Annotated in this window: 19 protein-coding genes and 2 pseudogenes; 8 read left to right on the forward strand and 13 right to left on the reverse strand. The window is 50.9% G+C overall.

All coding sequences use genetic code 11. The annotated features are described in order from the left end of the window. The first annotated feature begins 173 nt into the window (after positions 1–173). From OGV98_RS23375 to cysE, 5 genes are all read left to right on the forward strand, one after another. Entirely contained in the window at positions 174–605 is a 432-nt protein-coding gene (locus OGV98_RS23375; protein ID WP_003024148.1) for a rhodanese-like domain-containing protein, read from the forward strand. Positions 606–657: 52 nt separating this feature from the next. Next, on the forward strand, positions 658–909 hold the full coding sequence (gene grxC, locus OGV98_RS23380; RefSeq protein ID WP_286552218.1) for a glutaredoxin 3: 252 nt from the start codon (positions 658–660) through the stop codon (positions 907–909). 46 nt (positions 910–955) lie between these two features. Then, on the forward strand, positions 956–1,423 hold the full coding sequence (gene secB, locus OGV98_RS23385; protein ID WP_003024155.1) for a protein-export chaperone SecB: 468 nt from the start codon (positions 956–958) through the stop codon (positions 1,421–1,423). Further along, positions 1,423–2,442, forward strand: a complete 1,020-nt coding sequence (gpsA, locus tag OGV98_RS23390) for an NAD(P)H-dependent glycerol-3-phosphate dehydrogenase (RefSeq protein ID WP_032950514.1) — start codon at positions 1,423–1,425, stop codon at positions 2,440–2,442. Before secB ends, gpsA begins: the two co-directional genes overlap by 1 nt. Before the next feature lie 78 nt (positions 2,443–2,520). After that, positions 2,521–3,342 carry a serine O-acetyltransferase gene (gene cysE / locus OGV98_RS23395; protein ID WP_003024160.1) on the forward strand — a complete coding sequence of 274 codons (822 nt, stop codon included), beginning with the start codon at positions 2,521–2,523 and terminating at the stop codon, positions 3,340–3,342. Positions 3,343–3,428: 86 nt separating this feature from the next. On the opposite strand, the gene trmL is transcribed toward cysE, so the two are convergent. From trmL to OGV98_RS23425, 6 genes are all read right to left on the reverse strand, one after another. Then, positions 3,429–3,902, reverse strand: a complete 474-nt coding sequence (trmL, locus tag OGV98_RS23400) for a tRNA (uridine(34)/cytosine(34)/5-carboxymethylaminomethyluridine(34)-2'-O)-methyltransferase TrmL (protein WP_003024163.1) — start codon at positions 3,900–3,902, stop codon at positions 3,429–3,431. A gap of 46 nt (positions 3,903–3,948) precedes the next feature. Continuing rightward, complete coding sequence (locus OGV98_RS23405; protein ID WP_174328840.1) at positions 3,949–5,289, reverse strand: MFS transporter; 1,341 nt, start codon at positions 5,287–5,289, stop codon at positions 3,949–3,951. 195 nt (positions 5,290–5,484) lie between these two features. Further along, positions 5,485–6,675, reverse strand: a complete 1,191-nt coding sequence (lldD, locus tag OGV98_RS23410; protein WP_048233023.1) for an FMN-dependent L-lactate dehydrogenase LldD — start codon at positions 6,673–6,675, stop codon at positions 5,485–5,487. After that, a complete protein-coding gene (lldR, locus tag OGV98_RS23415; RefSeq protein WP_003024170.1) occupies positions 6,672–7,448 on the reverse strand; it encodes a transcriptional regulator LldR in 777 nt (258 codons plus the stop codon). Before lldR ends, lldD begins: the two co-directional genes overlap by 4 nt. Next, positions 7,445–9,100, reverse strand: a complete 1,656-nt coding sequence (lldP, locus tag OGV98_RS23420; protein ID WP_003837651.1) for an L-lactate permease — start codon at positions 9,098–9,100, stop codon at positions 7,445–7,447. Before lldP ends, lldR begins: the two co-directional genes overlap by 4 nt. Positions 9,101–9,362: 262 nt before the next feature. After that, positions 9,363–9,725, reverse strand: coding sequence for a YibL family ribosome-associated protein (locus tag OGV98_RS23425; protein WP_003024174.1), 363 nt, complete (start codon positions 9,723–9,725; stop codon positions 9,363–9,365). A 292-nt stretch (positions 9,726–10,017) separates the two neighbouring features. Here OGV98_RS23425 and OGV98_RS23430 point away from each other — a divergent pair, with 292 nt between their 5' ends. Beyond that, a complete protein-coding gene (locus OGV98_RS23430; protein WP_003024176.1) occupies positions 10,018–10,224 on the forward strand; it encodes a hypothetical protein in 207 nt (68 codons plus the stop codon). 12 nt (positions 10,225–10,236) lie between these two features. Here the strand turns inward: OGV98_RS23430 and mtlR are convergent, their stop codons facing one another. From mtlR to mtlA, 3 genes are all read right to left on the reverse strand, one after another. Continuing rightward, the gene (gene mtlR / locus OGV98_RS23435; RefSeq protein ID WP_003024179.1) at positions 10,237–10,824 is read right to left on the reverse strand and encodes a mannitol operon repressor MtlR; all 588 of its coding nucleotides are present in this window, start codon (positions 10,822–10,824) and stop codon (positions 10,237–10,239) included. Further along, positions 10,824–11,972, reverse strand: a complete 1,149-nt coding sequence (mtlD, locus tag OGV98_RS23440) for a mannitol-1-phosphate 5-dehydrogenase (RefSeq protein WP_160179642.1) — start codon at positions 11,970–11,972, stop codon at positions 10,824–10,826. Before mtlD ends, mtlR begins: the two co-directional genes overlap by 1 nt. A gap of 220 nt (positions 11,973–12,192) precedes the next feature. Continuing rightward, complete coding sequence (mtlA, locus tag OGV98_RS23445; protein ID WP_003024181.1) at positions 12,193–14,109, reverse strand: PTS mannitol transporter subunit IICBA; 1,917 nt, start codon at positions 14,107–14,109, stop codon at positions 12,193–12,195. A gap of 531 nt (positions 14,110–14,640) precedes the next feature. Between mtlA and OGV98_RS23450 the strand changes: the two genes are divergently transcribed. After that, complete coding sequence (locus OGV98_RS23450; RefSeq protein ID WP_044714160.1) at positions 14,641–15,003, forward strand: DUF3302 domain-containing protein; 363 nt, start codon at positions 14,641–14,643, stop codon at positions 15,001–15,003. A gap of 2 nt (positions 15,004–15,005) precedes the next feature. After that, complete coding sequence (locus tag OGV98_RS23455) at positions 15,006–16,142, forward strand: HlyD family secretion protein (RefSeq protein ID WP_003024188.1); 1,137 nt, start codon at positions 15,006–15,008, stop codon at positions 16,140–16,142. 887 nt (positions 16,143–17,029) lie between these two features. Here OGV98_RS23455 and OGV98_RS23460 read toward each other — a convergent pair. The 4 genes and pseudogenes from OGV98_RS23460 to OGV98_RS23475 form a co-directional block, all read right to left on the reverse strand. After that, positions 17,030–17,323, reverse strand: a pseudogene (locus OGV98_RS23460) (RHS repeat protein); the annotation flags it as partial. 86 nt (positions 17,324–17,409) lie between these two features. Continuing rightward, the gene (locus OGV98_RS23465; RefSeq protein ID WP_044714158.1) at positions 17,410–18,024 is read right to left on the reverse strand and encodes a hypothetical protein; all 615 of its coding nucleotides are present in this window, start codon (positions 18,022–18,024) and stop codon (positions 17,410–17,412) included. Beyond that, positions 18,021–18,671, reverse strand: coding sequence for a T6SS effector amidase Tae4 family protein (locus OGV98_RS23470; protein ID WP_049002647.1), 651 nt, complete (start codon positions 18,669–18,671; stop codon positions 18,021–18,023). Before OGV98_RS23470 ends, OGV98_RS23465 begins: the two co-directional genes overlap by 4 nt. Then, positions 18,672–19,184 (reverse strand): annotated as a pseudogene (locus OGV98_RS23475) (hypothetical protein); the annotation flags it as partial. It abuts the gene before it with no gap.

Raw genomic sequence — 19,184 nt, forward strand, 5'->3', positions numbered from 1 at the left:
AAGATCAAATAATGGGGGATCGCGTGCCAGGGGGAACACCGATTTACATTTTTTTTTCCGTAGCGCCCCGCAAAAATGCAATCCAATGCACGCTCTGGCTGTATTTGCGCCAACGCGCAGGTATACTCCTTTCCTGGTTTTTTTAATCACTGAGTCGGGAGTTGTTACCCCCCATGCAAGAAATTATGCAATTTGTTAGTCGCCACCCTGTCTTGAGTATCGCCTGGATTGCGTTACTGGCGGCTGTATTATTTACCACGTTTAAGAGCCTGACCTCAAAAGTGAAGGTGATTACTCGCGGCGAAGCTACACGTCTCATCAACAAAGAAGACGCCGTTGTTGTGGATTTACGCCAGCGCGACGACTTCCGCAAAGGCCATATCGCAGGCTCCACTAACCTGCTGCCGAGCGAAATCAAAGCCAACAATTTTGGCGAACTTGAAAAACACAAAAACAAACCTGTGATTGTGGTTGATGGTTCAGGCATGCAGTGCCAGGATTCAGCAACTGCGCTGATTAAAGCCGGTTTTGAGCAAGTATCCGTACTGAAAGACGGCGTAGCGGGCTGGAGTGGTGAGAATCTGCCACTGGTTCGCGGCAAGTAATTTACCCATCTTCTTTCATGCCGCAGGGTAAAAAGAACACTGGAGATAAGTCATGGCCAATATTGAGATCTACACCAAAGCAACCTGCCCGTTTTGCTATCGCGCAAAAGCGCTGTTGAACAGCAAGGGTGTGAGTTTCCAGGAGCTTCCGATTGACGGCGATGCCGTAAAGCGTGAAGAGATGATCAAGCGCAGTGGCCGTACGACGGTTCCGCAGATTTTTATTGATGCACAGCACATTGGCGGTTGTGACGACTTGTATGCGTTGGATGCGCGTGGTGGACTGGATCCCCTGCTGCGATAAGGCGTACTGAAAGTATTTAAAGGACAACACTAAGGGTTTTCTAAACATGTCAGAACAAAATAACACTGAAATGGCTTTCCAGATCCAACGTATCTATACCAAGGATGTGTCTTTCGAAGCGCCAAATGCACCGCATGTTTTCCAGAAAGATTGGCAGCCAGAGGTTAAACTGGATCTTGATACCGCATCTACCCAACTGGCAGATGACGTGTATGAAGTAGTGCTGCGTGTCACCGTAACGGCTTCCCTGGGTGAAGAAACTGCGTTCCTGTGCGAAGTTCAGCAGGGCGGTATTTTCTCCATCAGTGGTATCGAAGGGACTCAGATGGCGCATTGCCTGGGCGCATACTGCCCGAACATTCTGTTCCCGTATGCCCGTGAATGCATCACCAGCCTGGTATCACGCGGTACGTTCCCGCAACTGAACCTTGCGCCGGTCAACTTTGATGCGCTGTTCATGAACTATTTACAGCAGCAGGCTGGCGAAGGTACTGAAGAACATCAGGATGCCTGATGAACCAAAGTAATGCTTCAATGACTGTGATTGGTGCCGGCTCGTACGGCACCGCTCTTGCCATCACCCTGGCAAGAAATGGCCATCAGGTTGTCCTGTGGGGCCATGATCCGAAACATATCGCGACCCTTGAGCACGATCGCTGCAACGTCGCGTTCCTCCCTGATGTGCCTTTTCCTGACACACTGCGCCTGGAAAGTGATTTAGCCACTGCGCTGGCCGCCAGTCGTAATATTCTGGTGGTGGTGCCGAGCCACGTCTTTGGCGAAGTGCTGCGAAACATCAAACCATTGATGCGTCCTGACGCACGACTGGTCTGGGCGACAAAAGGTCTGGAGGCGGAAACGGGACGTCTGCTGCAGGACGTCGCACGCGAAGCACTGGGGGATGCTATTCCACTGGCGGTCATCTCCGGTCCGACGTTCGCCAAAGAGCTGGCAGCAGGTATGCCGACGGCGATCTCTCTGGCCTCGACGGACGACGCCTTTGCTGACGATCTCCAGCAGTTGCTGCACTGCGGCAAAAGCTTTCGCGTTTACAGCAACCCGGATTTCATTGGCGTGCAGCTTGGCGGCGCGGTGAAAAACGTCATTGCGATTGGTGCGGGGATGTCTGACGGCATCGGTTTTGGCGCGAATGCGCGTACCGCATTGATCACCCGTGGACTGACCGAAATGTCTCGCCTTGGCGCGGCGCTGGGTGCCGATCCTGCCACCTTTATGGGGATGGCGGGTTTAGGCGATCTGGTGCTGACCTGTACCGACAACCAGTCGCGTAACCGTCGTTTTGGCATGATGCTCGGCCAGGGTATGGACGTGCAGGGCGCGCAGGACAAGATTGGTCAGGTGGTTGAAGGCTACCGCAATACGAAAGAAGTTCGTGAATTGGCGCACCGTTTTGGTGTCGAGATGCCAATAACCGAGGAAATTTATCAAGTATTGTATTGCGGAAAAAACGCGCGCGAGGCAGCATTGACGTTATTAGGTCGTGCGCGCAAGGACGAGCGAAGCAGCCACTAGCCCTAGGGAACCGTTTCAATCTAACGACCCGACCCGCGAAGAACGGGTCGGTCGTTTTGCTACCTTCTGGAGTACGCAATGCCGTGTGAAGAACTGGATATCGTCTGGAAAAACATTAAAGCGGAAGCCCGGGCACTGGCGGAATGTGAGCCAATGTTGGCCAGTTTTTACCACGCAACGCTGCTCAAGCATGAAAATCTCGGCAGTGCGCTAAGCTATATGCTGGCGAATAAACTCGCTTCTCCAATCATGCCCGCCATTGCGATTCGCGAAGTCGTGGAAGAGGCCTATGCCGCCGATCCTGAAATGATTGCCTCAGCGGCCTGTGATATTCAGGCGGTACGTACGCGTGACCCGGCTGTCGATAAATATTCCACCCCACTTCTGTACCTGAAGGGTTTTCATGCGCTTCAGGCCTACCGTATCGGTCACTGGCTGTGGCATCAGGGGCGTCAGGCGCTGGCGATCTTCCTGCAAAATCAGGTGTCCGTTACCTTCCAGGTAGACATTCATCCGGCGGCAAAAATTGGCCGTGGGATTATGCTCGATCACGCAACCGGCATTGTGGTCGGTGAAACGGCAGTGATTGAAAATGATGTCTCTATTCTGCAATCCGTCACGCTAGGCGGGACCGGTAAAGCCGGCGGCGATCGTCATCCGAAAATTCGTGAAGGTGTAATGATTGGCGCGGGAGCAAAAATTCTCGGCAACATTGAAGTCGGTCGCGGCGCGAAGATTGGCGCAGGTTCCGTGGTTTTACAACCGGTACCCCCGCATACCACTGCGGCAGGCGTACCTGCACGCATCGTCGGTAAGCCTGACAGCGATAAACCGTCTATGGATATGGATCAGCATTTCAACGGGATACATCATACTTTCGAATACGGCGATGGCATCTGATTTCGAGCTATGCCCGGCGGCGCAGTGCTTACCGGGCCTACAAATCTCGTAGGTCGGATAAGGCGTCAGCCGCCATCCGACACAAATCAACTACGCAATACCGCGCCGGGATAACCTAACTGGCGCCAGGCCTCATACACCACCACCGACACCGCATTTGACAGGTTCATGCTGCGACTGTCCGGCATCATCGGAATTCGAATTTTTTGTTCGGCTGGCAGCGCGTCGAGGATGCTGGGTGGCAGACCGCGAGTTTCCGGGCCAAACATCAGATAATCCCCATCCTGATAGCTTACTGCGCTATGCGCTGGCGTACCTTTGGTGGTCAGGGCAAACAGACGTTGCGGATTTTCTGCGGCGACGAAGCTGGCGTAATCAGGGTGGCGCAGCACGGCGGTAAACTCATGGTAATCCAGCCCCGCGCGACGCAGGCGCTTGTCGTCCCAGGTAAAGCCCATTGGCTCAATAATATGCAGACGAAAGCCGGTGTTGGCGCAAAGACGGATAATATTGCCGGTATTTGGCGGGATTTCTGGTTCGAATAAAACGATGTTAAGCATACTGCCCCCTTGATAACGGGGGGCAGAATAGCAGAAAGAGCGGGTACTATGCGACGGTCAGCGCGTGCGGTTTATAGCGTTGCAGTTTGTAAATCGTTGCGGCAGCCGCAACCAGCGCCGGAAGGCTGAGGAACATTAATATACTGTCTGCCTGCCATTGCAGGGAAAGCAGCTGGGCGCTCATCATCGTTCCGGCTACGCCACCGAAGCGGCCCACGCCCTGCATCCAGGCAATGCCCGTCGCGCGACAGTGGGTCGGATAAAACGTGGCGGCCAGCGTCTGCAGCCCGGACTGCGCGCCGTTCATGGTAATCCCCATCAGGAAGATCAGTGCGCCGAACAAGATGATATGGTTATGTTCAAACCCGAGAGCGAGGGCAAACAGCATCGTCAGAATAAAGCCGAGTGACACCACTTTATGCGCTTCCCAGCGATCCATTAACCAACCGGCCAGCAGGATCCCCGCAGTACCGCCGAAGGTAAATAGCGATGTCAGCCAGGCGGATTCAGCCAGCGGATAGCCCATTCCCAGCATCAGCGTTGGCATCCAGCTCAACAGCACGTAATAGATAACCAATCCCATAAAGTAGGTCATCCAGAGCATCAGCGTGCCCGGCAGCCAGGGCATACTGAATAGCTGTGCCACGCTGCCTTTTTTGACCGTGACGCGGTCTTCATCCAGATAAAACTGGGTAACCTGTTCCAGACTTCCCGACATAAAGCGTTGAGCAATGCGTTTAACCTGTGCAACCCCTTTACCGCGGTGAACCAGATACTTCACCGACTCCGGCAGGAACAGCACCAACAATACGGTGAGGACCAGCGGGGCGATCGCACCGGCAAGCAGGACGCTGTGCCAGCCGTAGTTAGGGATAAGCCAGGAGGAGATCACCCCGCCGCCTGCAGCCCCTAACGGAAAGCCGCAGTACATGGTGTTAATCGCCATTGAACGACAGCGTTTTGGTGCAAATTCTGACACCAGGGTGATGGCATTGGGCATTGCAGCACCAAGACCCAGCCCGGTGAGAAAGCGCCAAAATGTGAGCATATTCAGCGTCTGGGCATAGGCAGTTCCCAGACTGGCGAGGCCAAAAAACAGACAGGAAAAGACCAGCACGCGTTTACGGCCCATACGATCGGAAATCGGCCCGGCAAGCAGTGCACCAAATGACAGGCCCAGTAGTGCAGCGCTTAACACCGGTCCAAGGTCCTGCTTCTTGATGCCCCAGTCGGCTGAGAGCGTGGGCGCAATATAGCCCATCGCCGCCGTATCGAAGCCGTCGATGGCCAGGACCAGAAAACCCAGGACAATAATGACCCAGTGGAAGCGCGAAAAAGGACTGTCATCTATCGCCTGCTGGATATTCACTTTTCCGGAATAAGCCATGTTACCCTCGCCCGTTATGATGGTTGTTATCTGTATATTTCGCCCTTGTATTAGCTTGTATATACATCTGACAGGTGGATAAAAAGTTGTCAAATATATTGGTTATAAATGTTAACTGGTCGTTATTTTTGGATAAAAAATGGCCGGGCTGAGAACAGACCGACCATGCAGAAAGTGGGTTTTATGGGGATATTGTTACGCCGCGCTACCCTGAACCAGAGGTGCCAGCGCAGCAGGCAGGTTTTTTCCCAGTTCTTGTACCAGCGAATCATGACTGATTTCGCTAATCGATTTTGCACCGGTCAGGGTCATTGCCACCTTCATCTCTTTCTCGATCAGATTCAGCAGATTCGCTACCCCGGCCTGACCGTGGGTTGCCAGCGCGTACAGATAAGCACGTCCCAGCAGAACACTATCCGCGCCCAGCGCAATCATGCGTACGACGTCCAGACCGTTGCGGATCCCGCTGTCTGCCAGAATGGTGATATCGCCTTTTACCGCATCGGCAATAGCGGGTAACGCGCGAGCTGAAGACAGCACGCCGTCTAACTGGCGACCACCGTGGTTAGAGACAACGATGCCATCAGCGCCGAAGCGTACGGCGTCGCGAGCATCTTCAGGATCGAGGATCCCTTTGATCACCATCGGACCATCCCAAAATTCGCGGATCCACTCGAGGTCTTTCCAGGAAATCGACGGATCGAAATTATTCGCCAGCCAGCCGATGTAGTCTTCAAGGCCGGTGGGTTTGCCAAGATAGGTCGAGATGTTGCCTAAATCATGCGGGCGACCGTTCAGGCCAACGTCCCATGCCCACTGTGGATGGGTGACAGCCTGCCAGTAGCGGCGCAGTGCCGCATTTGGACCGCTCATCCCGGAATGGGCGTCACGGTAGCGTGCGCCAGGTGTTGGCATATCGACGGTAAAGACCAGCGTGGAGCAACCTGCCGCTTTGGCTCGTTCCAGGGCGTTACGCATAAAGCCGCGATCGCGCAGAACATACAGCTGAAACCACATCGGACGCTTGATAGTCGGGGCGACTTCTTCAATCGGGCATACGGATACTGTGGAAAGCGTAAACGGAATGCCTTTGGCATCAGCGGCGGCGGCGGCCTGAACTTCGCCCCGACGCGCATACATGCCGCACAGACCGACAGGTGCAAGGGCCACCGGCATGGAGAGCGTTTCGTTGAACAGTTTTGTCTCCAGGCTCAGGTCGGACATATTCTTCAGCACGCGCTGGCGAAGGGCCACCTCCGACAGGTCTGCCACGTTACGGCGCAAAGTGTGCTCTGCATATGCCCCACCGTCAATATAGTGGAACAAGAAGGGGGGTAGGATGCGCTGGGCTGCGGCGCGATAGTCGCTGGCTGCTGAAATAATCATGTGTTGTTCTCCCTGCTATTCTCACCAGGGTCACCGGGCAGGCGGGTGATTCGCGCCTGGCGGGCCTGATCTTCATCAAATCGTTTAATCGTGGTGTGGACAAAACTGAGGTGCGCCATCATCGCTTTACGCGCGCCGTCGGCATCTCCGGCAACAATCGCATCCAGTACGGCCTGATGCTGTGCCGTTAGCTGTGAAAATACGGGCGGCACGAGGTACATTCGCTGGCGGCTCTGTTTCACCGAAGACTGCAATACGTCGAAGAAACCGCGCATGGTCTGTAACAGCACCACGTTGTGTGAGGCCTCCGCAATGGCGAGATGAAAGCGAACGTCTGCCTGCGAGGCGAGATCTGGATCTTCGCTTTGTGTGGCCTCGAAACAGAGTCTGATCTTCTCTTTGTCGGCAGCAGTGGCACGCATAGCTGCGTGCCAGGCGGTGCTGGCTTCGATGGCGTGGCGGGCTTCCAGAATATCGAAACTGTAATCAGGATCGTCCGCCAGCAGGGTTTTCAGCGGCTGCACGATGTTTTGTTCAGACCATGCCTCATGCTGCCAGCGAATAAACGTCCCACCGCCACGACGGCTAATCAGTACGCCTTCACTCACCAGCTTTGCTAACGCCTCGCGCAGCGAGTTGCGCGATACGCCGAGCTGTACGGCCAGCTGGCGCTCAGCGGGCAACTTCATGCCCGCTTCCAGCTGTTGTTCTTCAATCAGCGCCCGCACACGAGATGCGACTTCGTCTGACAGGCGTCTGGGCATCACTATCATGGAATCATCCAGGTTAAGACATAGGCCTGCAGTGTGGTAATCACACCCACCATGCAGGTGAAAATCAGACTGTGCTTCACGGTAAAGCGGAACAGGTCAGACTCTTTTCCCACTAATCCCACTGCTGCACAGGCGATAGCGATAGATTGCGGAGAGATCATTTTTCCGGTCACGCCGCCGGTGGTATTTGCAGCCACCATTAATACATCCGAAACACCGATTTGCTGAGCGGCCGTGGCCTGTAGGGCGGCAAACAGTGCGTTTGATGAGGTGTCGGATCCAGTCAGGAATACCCCCAGCCAGCCAAGGAACGGCGAGAAGAAGGTAAATGCGCTGCCGGTGTGAGCCAGGGCCAATGCCAGGGTGGATGAAAGCCCGGAGTAGTTAGAGATAAACGCGAATGCCAGCACCATCCCGATGGAGTAGATAGGTAGCGCCAGATCTTTCAGCGTGCTACCAAAGGTCTGAAGCGCAGCAGACGGCTTCATCTTCAGCCAGACGATGGACAGCAGGGCGGCAAACAGTATTGCGGTACCGGTCGCGGAGAACCAGTCAAATTTGTACACCGCCGCGTAGGCTGTGGCTTCGTGTACGACCGGCGGCATACGGGCAACCAGCTTGTCGAGGAACGGAACCGGAATATTGACCACCCAGTGGTACATCGCGCCGCCTGGCGCAAACAGCGCTTTAAACGGCGGTATGCTCCACAGCGTGACGGTAGCTGTCAGGAACAGGAACGGCGACCAGGCTCGGATGATTTGCCCGGCGGTGTAGCGGGTGCGCGACAGATCCATATCGACCTGCGAAGCGCCCATATCACCAAAGCGGAAGATGCGTACCGGCTGCCAGCGCTTCAGGAACAGCGTCAGACAGACCAGGGAAACCAGAGAAGAGATGATGTCCGGCAGTTCCGGTCCGATAAAGTTAGAGCTGAGATACTGCGCGATAGCAAACGAGCCGCCAGCGACCATCACCGCAGGCCAGGTTTCTTTCACGCCACGCCAGCCATCCATAATCGCCATAATCCAGAACAGCACGATAATGGTCAGGAACGGCAGTTGACGGCCCACCATCTGGCCAATCTCGAAGCTGTCCAGCCCGGTAACCTGACCGGCAACCAGAATCGGAATGCCCATTGCCCCAAAAGCGACTGGAGCGGTGTTTACGATTAAGCACAAACCTGCCGCATACAGCGGGTTAAAGCCAAGGCCAACCAGCAGTGCGGCGGTAATCGCTACCGGAGCACCGAAGCCTGCCGCCCCTTCGAGGAATGCCCCAAAGGAGAAACCGACAATCAGCATTTGCAGACGCTGGTCTGGGGTAATCGAGAGTATCGAGGAGCGGATAATGTCGAACTGCCCGGTCTTCACCGAGATTTTATAGACGAATACCGCGGCGATAATGATCCAGGCAATTGGCCACAGACCGTAGAAGAAACCGTACACTACGGATGCCAGAGCGTGATCGACCGGCATTTTGTAAAACAGCAGGGCGACCGACAAAGCGATCACCACCGTCCATGACGCCGCAACGTAGCCTTTCAGCTTGAGCTTAATCAGGGCGAAGAAAAAGAACAGGATGGGGAGCGATGCGATCAGACTGGAAAGCCAGATGTTACCGGCCGGGTCGTAGTTCTGTTGCCAGAGATTCATTGCAGGTCTCCTGGGGGCCGCCGACATAATGGAATGAGTCTTTGCTCAAATCTTCGTCACATTATGTGTAAAAGTGGCCCTGCCAATATTGTTGTGTAGGGGTAATGACAATGAATGGTTAATCAAATGTTATTTATTGGCAACGGTATTGTATGCACATTTTAATGAAATGTGAGGTGCTGGTATGATCTGGCTAAAATTGGTAGGGCCAATTGCGAGGGGAAGTGAAGGACCGGGCAAGCGGATGTTGCCCGGTGGGAGATCAGAACTCGCTCTTCGCGAAGCCCGTCATCTCTTTCAGGCCCATTTCACGGCCAAGCTCGGTCATCGGGTGAACGACAATCAGGCCGCGCACGCTCTTCTTCAGCTTGCCCATGTCGGCCTGTTCTTTTTTGGTGATGGTACGACGGAAAGGGAGTTTCGTCAGCTTTTGCGCTTCTTTGCTCAGCTTCTGACCATGGACTTCACGCAGACGTGCAATCTCGTTTTCCAGAGTTTCTTTCTCTTGCTCCAACTCAGCATATTTGTCGGCGGCTTCAACCAGAGACAGGTCAGCCTGCTGGTGGCGGATAGCGTCCAGACGATCGCTCAGGCGTTTAATTTCGTTTTTTTCGACTTCTTTCATAGGATAGCTTCTGATAAAAATAGGATGAATATCCTATAGTATGCGCGCAGAGCGGGATTATTCACAACTAATCGAAGATAAATAATCAAATGTTGCAAGTATTATTCAGCTAATGAAAATATTACTATTTTGATTAATAAGGAATTTTAAGCGATAAGATCGACCATGGCGCATTTTGTTGGCGGGTTCATAGTGAAGCACGTTTTCCTTAATGTAATTGCCAAACCGATCCTAAACTTAAATGATCAACCGCGCAGGCTGAGCGCGGTTAATACATGGAGGAGGGAAGATTATGGCGAAAATAGGTGAGAACGTTTCGGCTCTAATTGATAAGACGGTCGATTTTATGGCTTCAAGCCAGGCTTTTCGCGAGTATCTGAATAAAACACCGCCACGCAACGTTGTCCCTTCTGAAATACCGCAGGAGAATGCGCAGTTGTATCTGCAACGTCTGGCGTACTATCGGCAGCTTTATCGACCGCAGCAGGAAGAGAAATAAGCAAGCATCGTCTTATTTTTGAAAGGCTTTTTTTAAGCTGATTTTAGAAATCAGCTCGGTCAGGGAAAGTACCATCGTGGAGCGCACCATCTGCTGGTAGCGCTGGATCTGCATCGCGTGCAGACCTGAGTCTGAGGTATCAAACTGCGGTGGCGGCGGGAGTGCCGTCACGCAGTGGAGTTCGCCAAACGGACCAAGAATTTCATCGTCGGTGAACGCATATTCATTGCCGTCATGGTTTAACTCTTCCCGCAGCGCCATCAGAAGCTCGGCGTCTTCATACTCCGGTCGGCTGAGCACGCCCAGACCGTAGATGAGCTTCAGGCGAACGGAAAGATCGCCCAGCGGACCGTCGCCGTCAAGCAGTGGTTCTACAGCATATTTCACCGCATAGTCGTCTTTGCGAAATACCTGAAGCACAAGAATATTCACCGCCTCGGTGAGCAGTTCTACGGCGGTGATGAGGAAGCTGCGTACGGTTTTGCCAGCATTCAGACGCTCAAGCACACGATTTTCAAAGGCCTGCGTTTGTTCCATTATTGCCTGCATATCTGACAATCTATTATTCAGGCGCAGGATATCCTGCGCCAGGTCCTGCATCATTTCTTTGCGTTATACGCGTTAACAGCCTCAAGCACGACATCGCTGTTGGCATCCAGCCCGGAAACTTGCGCCAGCGCGGACTGTGGACCTTTTTCGTCAATCAGCGCGGCCAGTTCCTGTGCCTGCGGATCTTCTTCGCTGCGATAGTGCATCGCTGCCGCAATACCGATAACCAGATTCGCATGCGGCAAACCATACTCCAGCGTACCCAGCAGCGGTTTAATCAGACGATCTCCCGCGCTCAGCTTACGCAGCGGCTGACGACCCACGCGCTCAACGTCATCTTTCAGATACGGGTTTTCAAAGCGACCGAGGATTTTCTGAATGTATGCCGCATGTTTTGCTGCATCAAAACCATAGCGTTTGATCAGTACCGCGCCGCTCTCTTCCATCGCACCTTTTACCACTGCGCGGATTTTCTCGTCGAGAATCGCGTCACGGATGGTCTGATGACCGGTCAATTTTCCGAGGTACGCGGTTATAGCATGCCCGGTGTTCAGCGTGAAGAGTTTACGTTCGACAAATGCCATTAGGTTATCAGTTAATTCCATTCCTGGAATATTTGGTAGTTCACCTTTGAACTGTGTTTTGTCGACAATCCACTCACTGAAGGTTTCTACGGTAACTTCCAGCGGGTCATTGGTTGCTGAAGCCGAAGGCGGAACAATGCGGTCCACGGCGGAATCGACGAAGCCAACATGTTCTTCAACCCAGGCTTTGTCTTCATCTGCCAGCGCGTTCATTACATGGCCTTTCAACTGGGTCGTTCCGCGCACCATGTTTTCACAGGCGATGATATTCAGCGGAGTAGCTATACCCTGTGCCTTGCGTTTAACCAGCCCTTTGGCGATGGCCGGAGCGATACGCTCAAGCACGACCGGACCGACGGCGGTAGTGACTAAATCTACATGGGCAATCAGGTCGACGACATCATCGCCGATGCTGCTCACGGCGTTGACGCCGGAGACGGTATCAACCTGTTCGTTTTCACCTACGACATGAACCTGATAGCTATGACGGGCATTCAGGGCATCGAGCACGACCTGATTTACATCCGCGAACGTCAGCTGTATCCCCGCGTCCGCCAGCAGTTTGCCGATAAAGCCACGACCGATATTACCTGCGCCAAAATGTAATGCTTTCATAGTATTAACCTTCATCAATGTTTTTACCCAAGAGGGCTGGGGTGAGGCTTTTCCCTCAACCTAACCCTCTCCACAAGGGAGAGGATATCGCCTTCATATTTCGAACTGCAGATGCGTTGGCTCTCCTCGCTCACCCCAGTCACGTACTTATGTACGCTCCTGGGGATTCACTGCGTTGCCGCCTTCCTGCAGCTCGAACTATTTTGGAGATACTTAACCGTTAAGCTTTTTTACCAGCCAGCAGCTCCAGAACTTCATCCACGCTGGTGGTATGGGCCAGACGTTCGATCACGGATTCGTCATCCAGCGCGTTGGTCAGGCTGGTAATCACCTGGATGTGCTCGTTGTTACGTGCTGCGATACCAATCACCAAGCGGGCAATATCGTCTTCTTCTTCACCGAAGCGAACGCCTTCCGGGTACTGGCAGAACACCACACCGGTTTTCAGCACACGGTCTTTGGCTTCAACCGTCCCGTGCGGTACTGCGATGGACTCGCCGAGGTAAGTCGGAGTCAGTTTTTCGCGGTCCAGCATCGCCTCGACGTATTCTGGCTCAACGTAACCGCCTTTCACCAGTTGCTCACCAGCAAAGCGAATTGCTTCCTCTTTGTTAGTTGCTTTACGACCGAGGAAGATATTCTCCGCACCCAGTTTGAACAGGTGGGTATCACCCTCTTCAAAGCTGTCTTTCAGGTGATCGCGGACTTTCTCTTCGTTCACGTTGTGGCGCTGTGCAGCGACCAGACGTTCGGTCAGGTTGGAGTACAGGCCGCTGTCGAGGAAGTTGGTCAGCGAAATGTGCTGTGCCTGAGGCACCTGGCGCATCGCGCGTTCGGTCAGGTCACGGTGGGTAATGACCAGATCCACATCCGGCGGCAGATTGTTAATCGCGCTGTTAGTGACGGAAATCTGAGACAGACCTGCATCCTGTACTTTCTTACGCAGTACGCCCGCACCCATGGCGCTGGAACCCATGCCGGCATCGCAGGCAACGATGATTTTACGCACATGGCTCAGGTCGTTGGTCACGTCGCCAGCCGCCAGCGGAGATGCGCCTTTGGATTCCGCTTTCATGTCGTGCATACGACGGGTTGCGGCATCAATGTCATCATCTTCTTTCACTTTGCTGGTTTTCAGCAGAATGGCTGAAACCACAAAGGAGACTGCCATAGCAGCACAGATAGCAGCGATGTTAGCGAAGTAAGCGCCCTTCGGCGTCATGGCCAGCACGGCCAGGATAGAACCCGGAGAGGCCGGAGAAACCAGACCGCCGTTCAGGATAGTCAGGGTAAATACGCCAGTCATACCGCCGAGGATAACGGCCAGAATCAGACGTGGGTTCATCAGCACGTACGGGAAGTAAATTTCGTGGATACCACCCAGGAAGTGAATGATTGCCGCGCCGCCCGCAGACTGCTTAGCGCTGCCGCGACCGAAGAACATGTATGCCAGCAGAACGCCCATACCCGGACCCGGGTTAGCTTCAATCAGGAAGAAGATGGATTTGCCCATCTCATGGGACTGCTGAATACCCAGCGGTGAGAAAATACCGTGGTTGATGGCGTTGTTGAGGAACAGGATTTTCGCCGGTTCAACGAAGATAGACGCCAACGGCAGCATGTCATGGACAACCATGAAGTTAACGCCTGCCGCCAGGATTTTGGACAGTGCTTCAACCAATGGGCCAATGCCAAGGAATGCCAGAATGGCGAGGATCATCCCGATGATGCCTGCGGAGAAGTTATTCACCAGCATCTCAAAACCGGACTTGATCTTACCGTCTACCCAGTTGTCGAAATGTTTGATAGCCCAGCCGCCCAGCGGGCCTGCGATCATCGCGCCGAGGAACATTGGCATATCTGCACCGACGATAACGCCCATGGTGGTGATAGCACCAACCACGCCGCCACGTTCGCCGCCAACCAGCTTACCACCGGTATAACCGATCAGCAGCGGCAGCAGATAGGTGATCATAGGACCGACAAGCTTCGCCAGCGTTTCGTTCGGCAACCACCCTGTCGGAATGAATAATGCGGTGATAATACCCCACGCGATAAACGCGCCGATATTTGGCATCACCATGTTGCTGAGGAATCGACCAAAGCTTTGCACCTTGATCTTAATATCGGATGACATAAAAACACCCCTTCTTATGTTTGCTATCGCGCAGGCTGAAAGCCCGAGGTTTGTTAATGTAGCGGCAGGAGGTAGCCGGACCCTGTAGATACTGCGAAATCTGGCACTGAATCGTTCAACTGTCCAGTCGACGACCTTTTATGTGATATTCGTCACGTAAATATAGGGTGTATGGCGTTAGTTAATGTGATCTTAATCACAAAATATCGGTACAAAAAAACATCACTGGATCAGAATTCGCCAAAAATGGGGGGTAAATGTGAACTGATTCACATTTTATCCTTTGCTGTTTGTTGAATCTTTGTGATGCAGATCGCAAAGTATTTTCATCTGCATTTGCTCGGATGTGATCTACAGCAGGTTCTACCCCCCGATATTTTTATTGCAAAAGAAAGCAACTTCTCACCAGAAAAAATATTTATTTTGTGGTATGGCGAAAACCCCAAACTGCAGTTATGTTCAAAACATCAGCCTGGGTGCATGCGGCTGCCGGCATAAAAAAACTCTAATTAGCGTGAATTCGAGGCAGGTATGTTTCTAAATTATTTCGCACTGGGCGTGCTGATCTTCGTCTTTCTGGTTCTGTTTTACGGAATCATCGCCATTCACGATATTCCCTATAATATGGCTAAAAAACGCAACCATCCTCATGCTGATGCCATTCATACGGCGGGTTGGATTAGCCTGTTTACACTCCATGCAATATGGCCGTTCCTGTGGATTTGGGCGACGCTCTACCAGCCTGAACGGGGGTGGGGCATGCAATCACACATCATGTCGAACGGAAAGGGCCCAGACCCCGAGATTGCCGCACTGGCAGAGCGCATCACCCAGTTGGAAAAAAGACTGGATGGGGAGAAGAAAACAGATAACTCCACCTTTCCGGAGATTTAATCATGGATTTGTTGATAGTCCTGACCTATGTGGCCTTTGCCTGGGCCATCTTTAAAATATTCCGTATTCCGGTAAACCAATGGACGCTCGCTACTGCTGCATTAGGTGGGGTATTCATTGTTGCGGGACTGATCTTATTAATGAACTATAACCACCCGTATACCTTTACGGCGCAAAAAGCGGTTATTTCAATTCCGATCACTCCGCAAGTCACAGGAATTGTTAGTGAGGTAACGGATAAAAATAATCAGTTGATTAAAAAAGGCGAAGTGTTATTTAAACTCGATCCAGGCCGCTATCAGGCACGTGTTGACAGACTGCAGGCTGATCTTGTTACCGCCACACACAACATCGACAATCTGAAAGCCCAACTTTCTGAAGCCGTCGCCAATACTACCCGCGTTTCCGCTGAACGCGATCGTCTGTATAAAGATTATCAACGCTATTTGAAGGGCAGCCAGGCGAAGGTTAATCCCTTCTCTGAAAGCGATATCGACAACGCCCGGCAGAACTATCTGGCACAGGACGCGCTGGTAAAAGGTTCCGTTGCCGAACAGACGCAGATTCAGAGTCAGTTAGACAGTATGGTCAACGGGGAGCAATCTCAGGTTGCGTCTCTGCGCGCTCAGCTCGCTGAAGCCAAATACAATCTTGAGCAGACTATTGTCCGTGCCCCCAGCAACGGCTATGTTACGCAGGTGCTTATTCGGCCCGGGACCTACGCCGCCGCACTACCTCTGCGCCCGGTGATGGTATTTATTCCGGAACAGAAACGGCAAATTGTGGCGCAATTCCGCCAGAACTCGTTGCTGCGTCTTAAACCGGGTGATGAAGCGGAAGTGGTCTTCAACGCGCTGCCTGGTCAGGTTTTCTCCGGTAAGTTGACCTCCATTCTTCCGGTTGTGCCGGGCGGTTCTTATCAGGCGCAGGGGGCATTACAGTCCTTAACTGTGGTGCCGGGTACCGATGGCGTGCTGGCTACGATTGAGTTGGATCCTAATGCCGATGTGGATGCGCTGCCGGACGGTATCTATGCTCAGGTGGCGGTCTATTCCGACCATTTCGCTCACGTTTCAGTGATGCGTAAAGTGCTGCTGCGCATGACCAGCTGGATGCATTATCTTTATTTGGATCATTGAGTTGATATTGGATTACACGGATAGAAATTTAACCAAGGTAAAGTGAATTGTTTATATGTTGTAAATAGCAATTCATTTACCTTGGATGTTGAATATGTTTACTTGAGGTTATTCTTTTTTCCCCTCCACCATTCAATCTGACTCATATCCTCGGATATTTATTGATTTACAATAGTCACACTGATCATTTTCGTAAGACATAGAGGAAGTATCGATTGCTTAATAAATTATCTATCAGAGTCTGTTTAAAAAGCATGTTGTTTTTTCTTAAACCTTTCTAGCCAGTCAGGGGGAGTACAGCCCAGTTTTTTTATCCCGCTGCTGTTCTGGCAACCGGATAAGCTGTTGCAGATTCAGCGGGTTATCTTCATAAAGCAGATTACCCCATTCGTCATTTTCCGCCCGTCATATCACACGGTTATCGGCATCAATCAGCGCCAGCGGCAGTCTACAATGATGTAGATCTTCCGTTTTGGCTCCATGCCTCTTCCGGCCACACCGCTATTATGCATTTCCTCAGCCAGGATTTACTTTCTCTCACTACGAAGTACTCCATATTGAATCTCGGTGACACATTCGTAAGATTCATTTTTTTAGGAAGATACGCGGTCATACGAGCGTAAGTCGAATTCTCTGCTTTGAAGTATTTTACCATGGATGAATTATCAAGAATTGCCAACAACTGCGCAGGGTCGCTACTCTTTTCCTGAGCAAAAGCACCCCTGATATGGCTTCTCACATTAATATGTGTAATTTCATTATCGTAAAACGCTTTTTTTTCAGCTGCATCCAGCAAGTCCTGCAAGGAGCCTTCGGCAGGATGTATTTCACAAGATGCTAATGCATTAAAATTAATGATGATTGTAAAAAAATTAATAAAAATCGTTTCATTTTCTTGCTCCTCTCATAATTCTCTGAGCACCTTTAACTCCTAATTCAGCCAAATCATCTATCCCTGCCGTTGCAGGTCCTCCGGGGTCATCAAGGTCTGGGAATAAATAAGTCTCTGCGCAAGTATATCCCGCAGGTAATTTATCTATTTGCCAATCTTTTTGTGGGAGGTAATCTCTTGCTGTCTTTGTGTCCATCCCAGGATAGCTGGGATCATCCCACGGTGTGCAGGTCAGGTTTGGTTTCACCCATTTCCGACAATACGGTGTGTAGTCGTAAGGGCTGTGGGCATAGATAGTTCCTTTCTATTTATCTGTACAAAAAACACTCTTTAGTGTGATCTTTCCCTAAGCCCGATGTTGATTTTTAAATTTATTTAATCAAATTTAAAATATGGGACATCTAATTTAATGGGACCGCCATCATCCCTTGACTCAAGAATCCATTCGCCACCATTAAATCCATCATTACTTTTCCACTCAGGAAAAATATCTCCTTTTTTAAATCTACGACTTTCATAAATGCCATACCTTGAGATCATTCTCCAGTATCCTCCAAATGGAATTTTCTGCCCACAGGACCGAATTACAGATCCCACGCCAGCATTATTTTGGTAAAAATATCGGTCTTGTTTTTTTATAAATTCTATATACTTAACAGAATCCACCAACTCAACACAAGCGATGAGATTTAACCGTTTTCCATTAACTAAATTCCCAAAATCACTGATATTCTTATCTATGTAATAAAACACATTACCTTTAGAAATATCACTATAAATTAAAGAGCTCACTCTATCACTATAATCAAATAGATGTAATGAATCATTAACATCATTGTTATCAACCCCTTGCAAAACATACTTTTTAATACAATAAATCTCCCCCCACTGAGATAATATTGCTCTGCCTCGCAGGATATAATCTGGCTCTGAAGCAAACACTTCACCACAACTCAATAATAAAAGTATAAAGAACATACTTAACTTCATTTGAGATCCCAAAATTTAATAGCAGTAAGTGTCTGTTTTGGATGTAACGACGGATCATAATATGTACTGCCATCAAGGCATTTAACTCCATCCCAGATAGTAGCATGACCAGTCGCATCACTAAATCCGTCAATGTAAAATATAACAATCCCTTTCTTATTCATTTTCTTAAGTTCATCTAATTGTGAAACTCTCTTTGGAACATATTTAAACATGTCTGCTTTTCCCCAAGCGTACTCAAGGAAAGTTATGAGATTTTCTACGGAATATATGTAATAATATTTACCCCCATCAATCACATATTCATTTCCGCCCTGGAGTATTCTATTCCCACCAATTTTTGTTGTAGGCAACACCGAAACCTTTGATGGAATAAGCATCCCAGACATATTCAAAGCGTAACTGATTCGTAACGCGCATGCGTTACCATATGCGGATGGATTTCTTTTATACTCTCTAAAAGCATGCCCACCGACCCACAGATACGCAAAATATACAGAAGCGGCACTATCCAACGGAGCACCCGTATCTACATTGTTAGGGAATAGGTCCAAATATTTTTCCTTGATGAGGTCATACGGTGGTCTTTTTACAACGACCTTGCCTATGTCTTTATCCTTTTCTTTAACCGTCACTATCCCAGCCATTTAATCACCATAGTAAAGATATATTTTAGAGGAAATATCAGAAAAAATATTCATCGCAATAGCTTCATTATTTTTATTTACATCAGCACTAACAGAAAGGCTATCCTCCGTCCCATCAGGAGTGAAATAAAAAACATCACAACTTACGTTTTCACCTATATCATAATTTAGAGTATGCATATGAAGATTCAAATCAACATAGTGTCTAGATATATCACTAAGCTCTGTTTGTTCTTCACCATAAGACCAGCTAATTGAGGTGATTTTTTTCTCTTTATTATCCTGTTCATCATCCCCACTGCTGGAGTAACCCTGGTCATCGCCCACTCCACTCCCGGCACCGTTATCACCATCGCCACTTCTGTTATCCTTCCCGTCTCCCGCATTATCCGCCAGCGCCTCCAGCGCGCCCGGCTGCATCACCCCCACCGGCGTTCCCGGACTCCCCCCGCTGTTGAGATTGATTTTCGGCCCCATAATGTCCACGCCGCCCGGGTGGATGACCACAAACGA

The organism is Citrobacter sp. Cf136, assembly GCF_030333815.1.
Lineage (GTDB): Bacteria > Pseudomonadota > Gammaproteobacteria > Enterobacterales > Enterobacteriaceae > Citrobacter > Citrobacter freundii.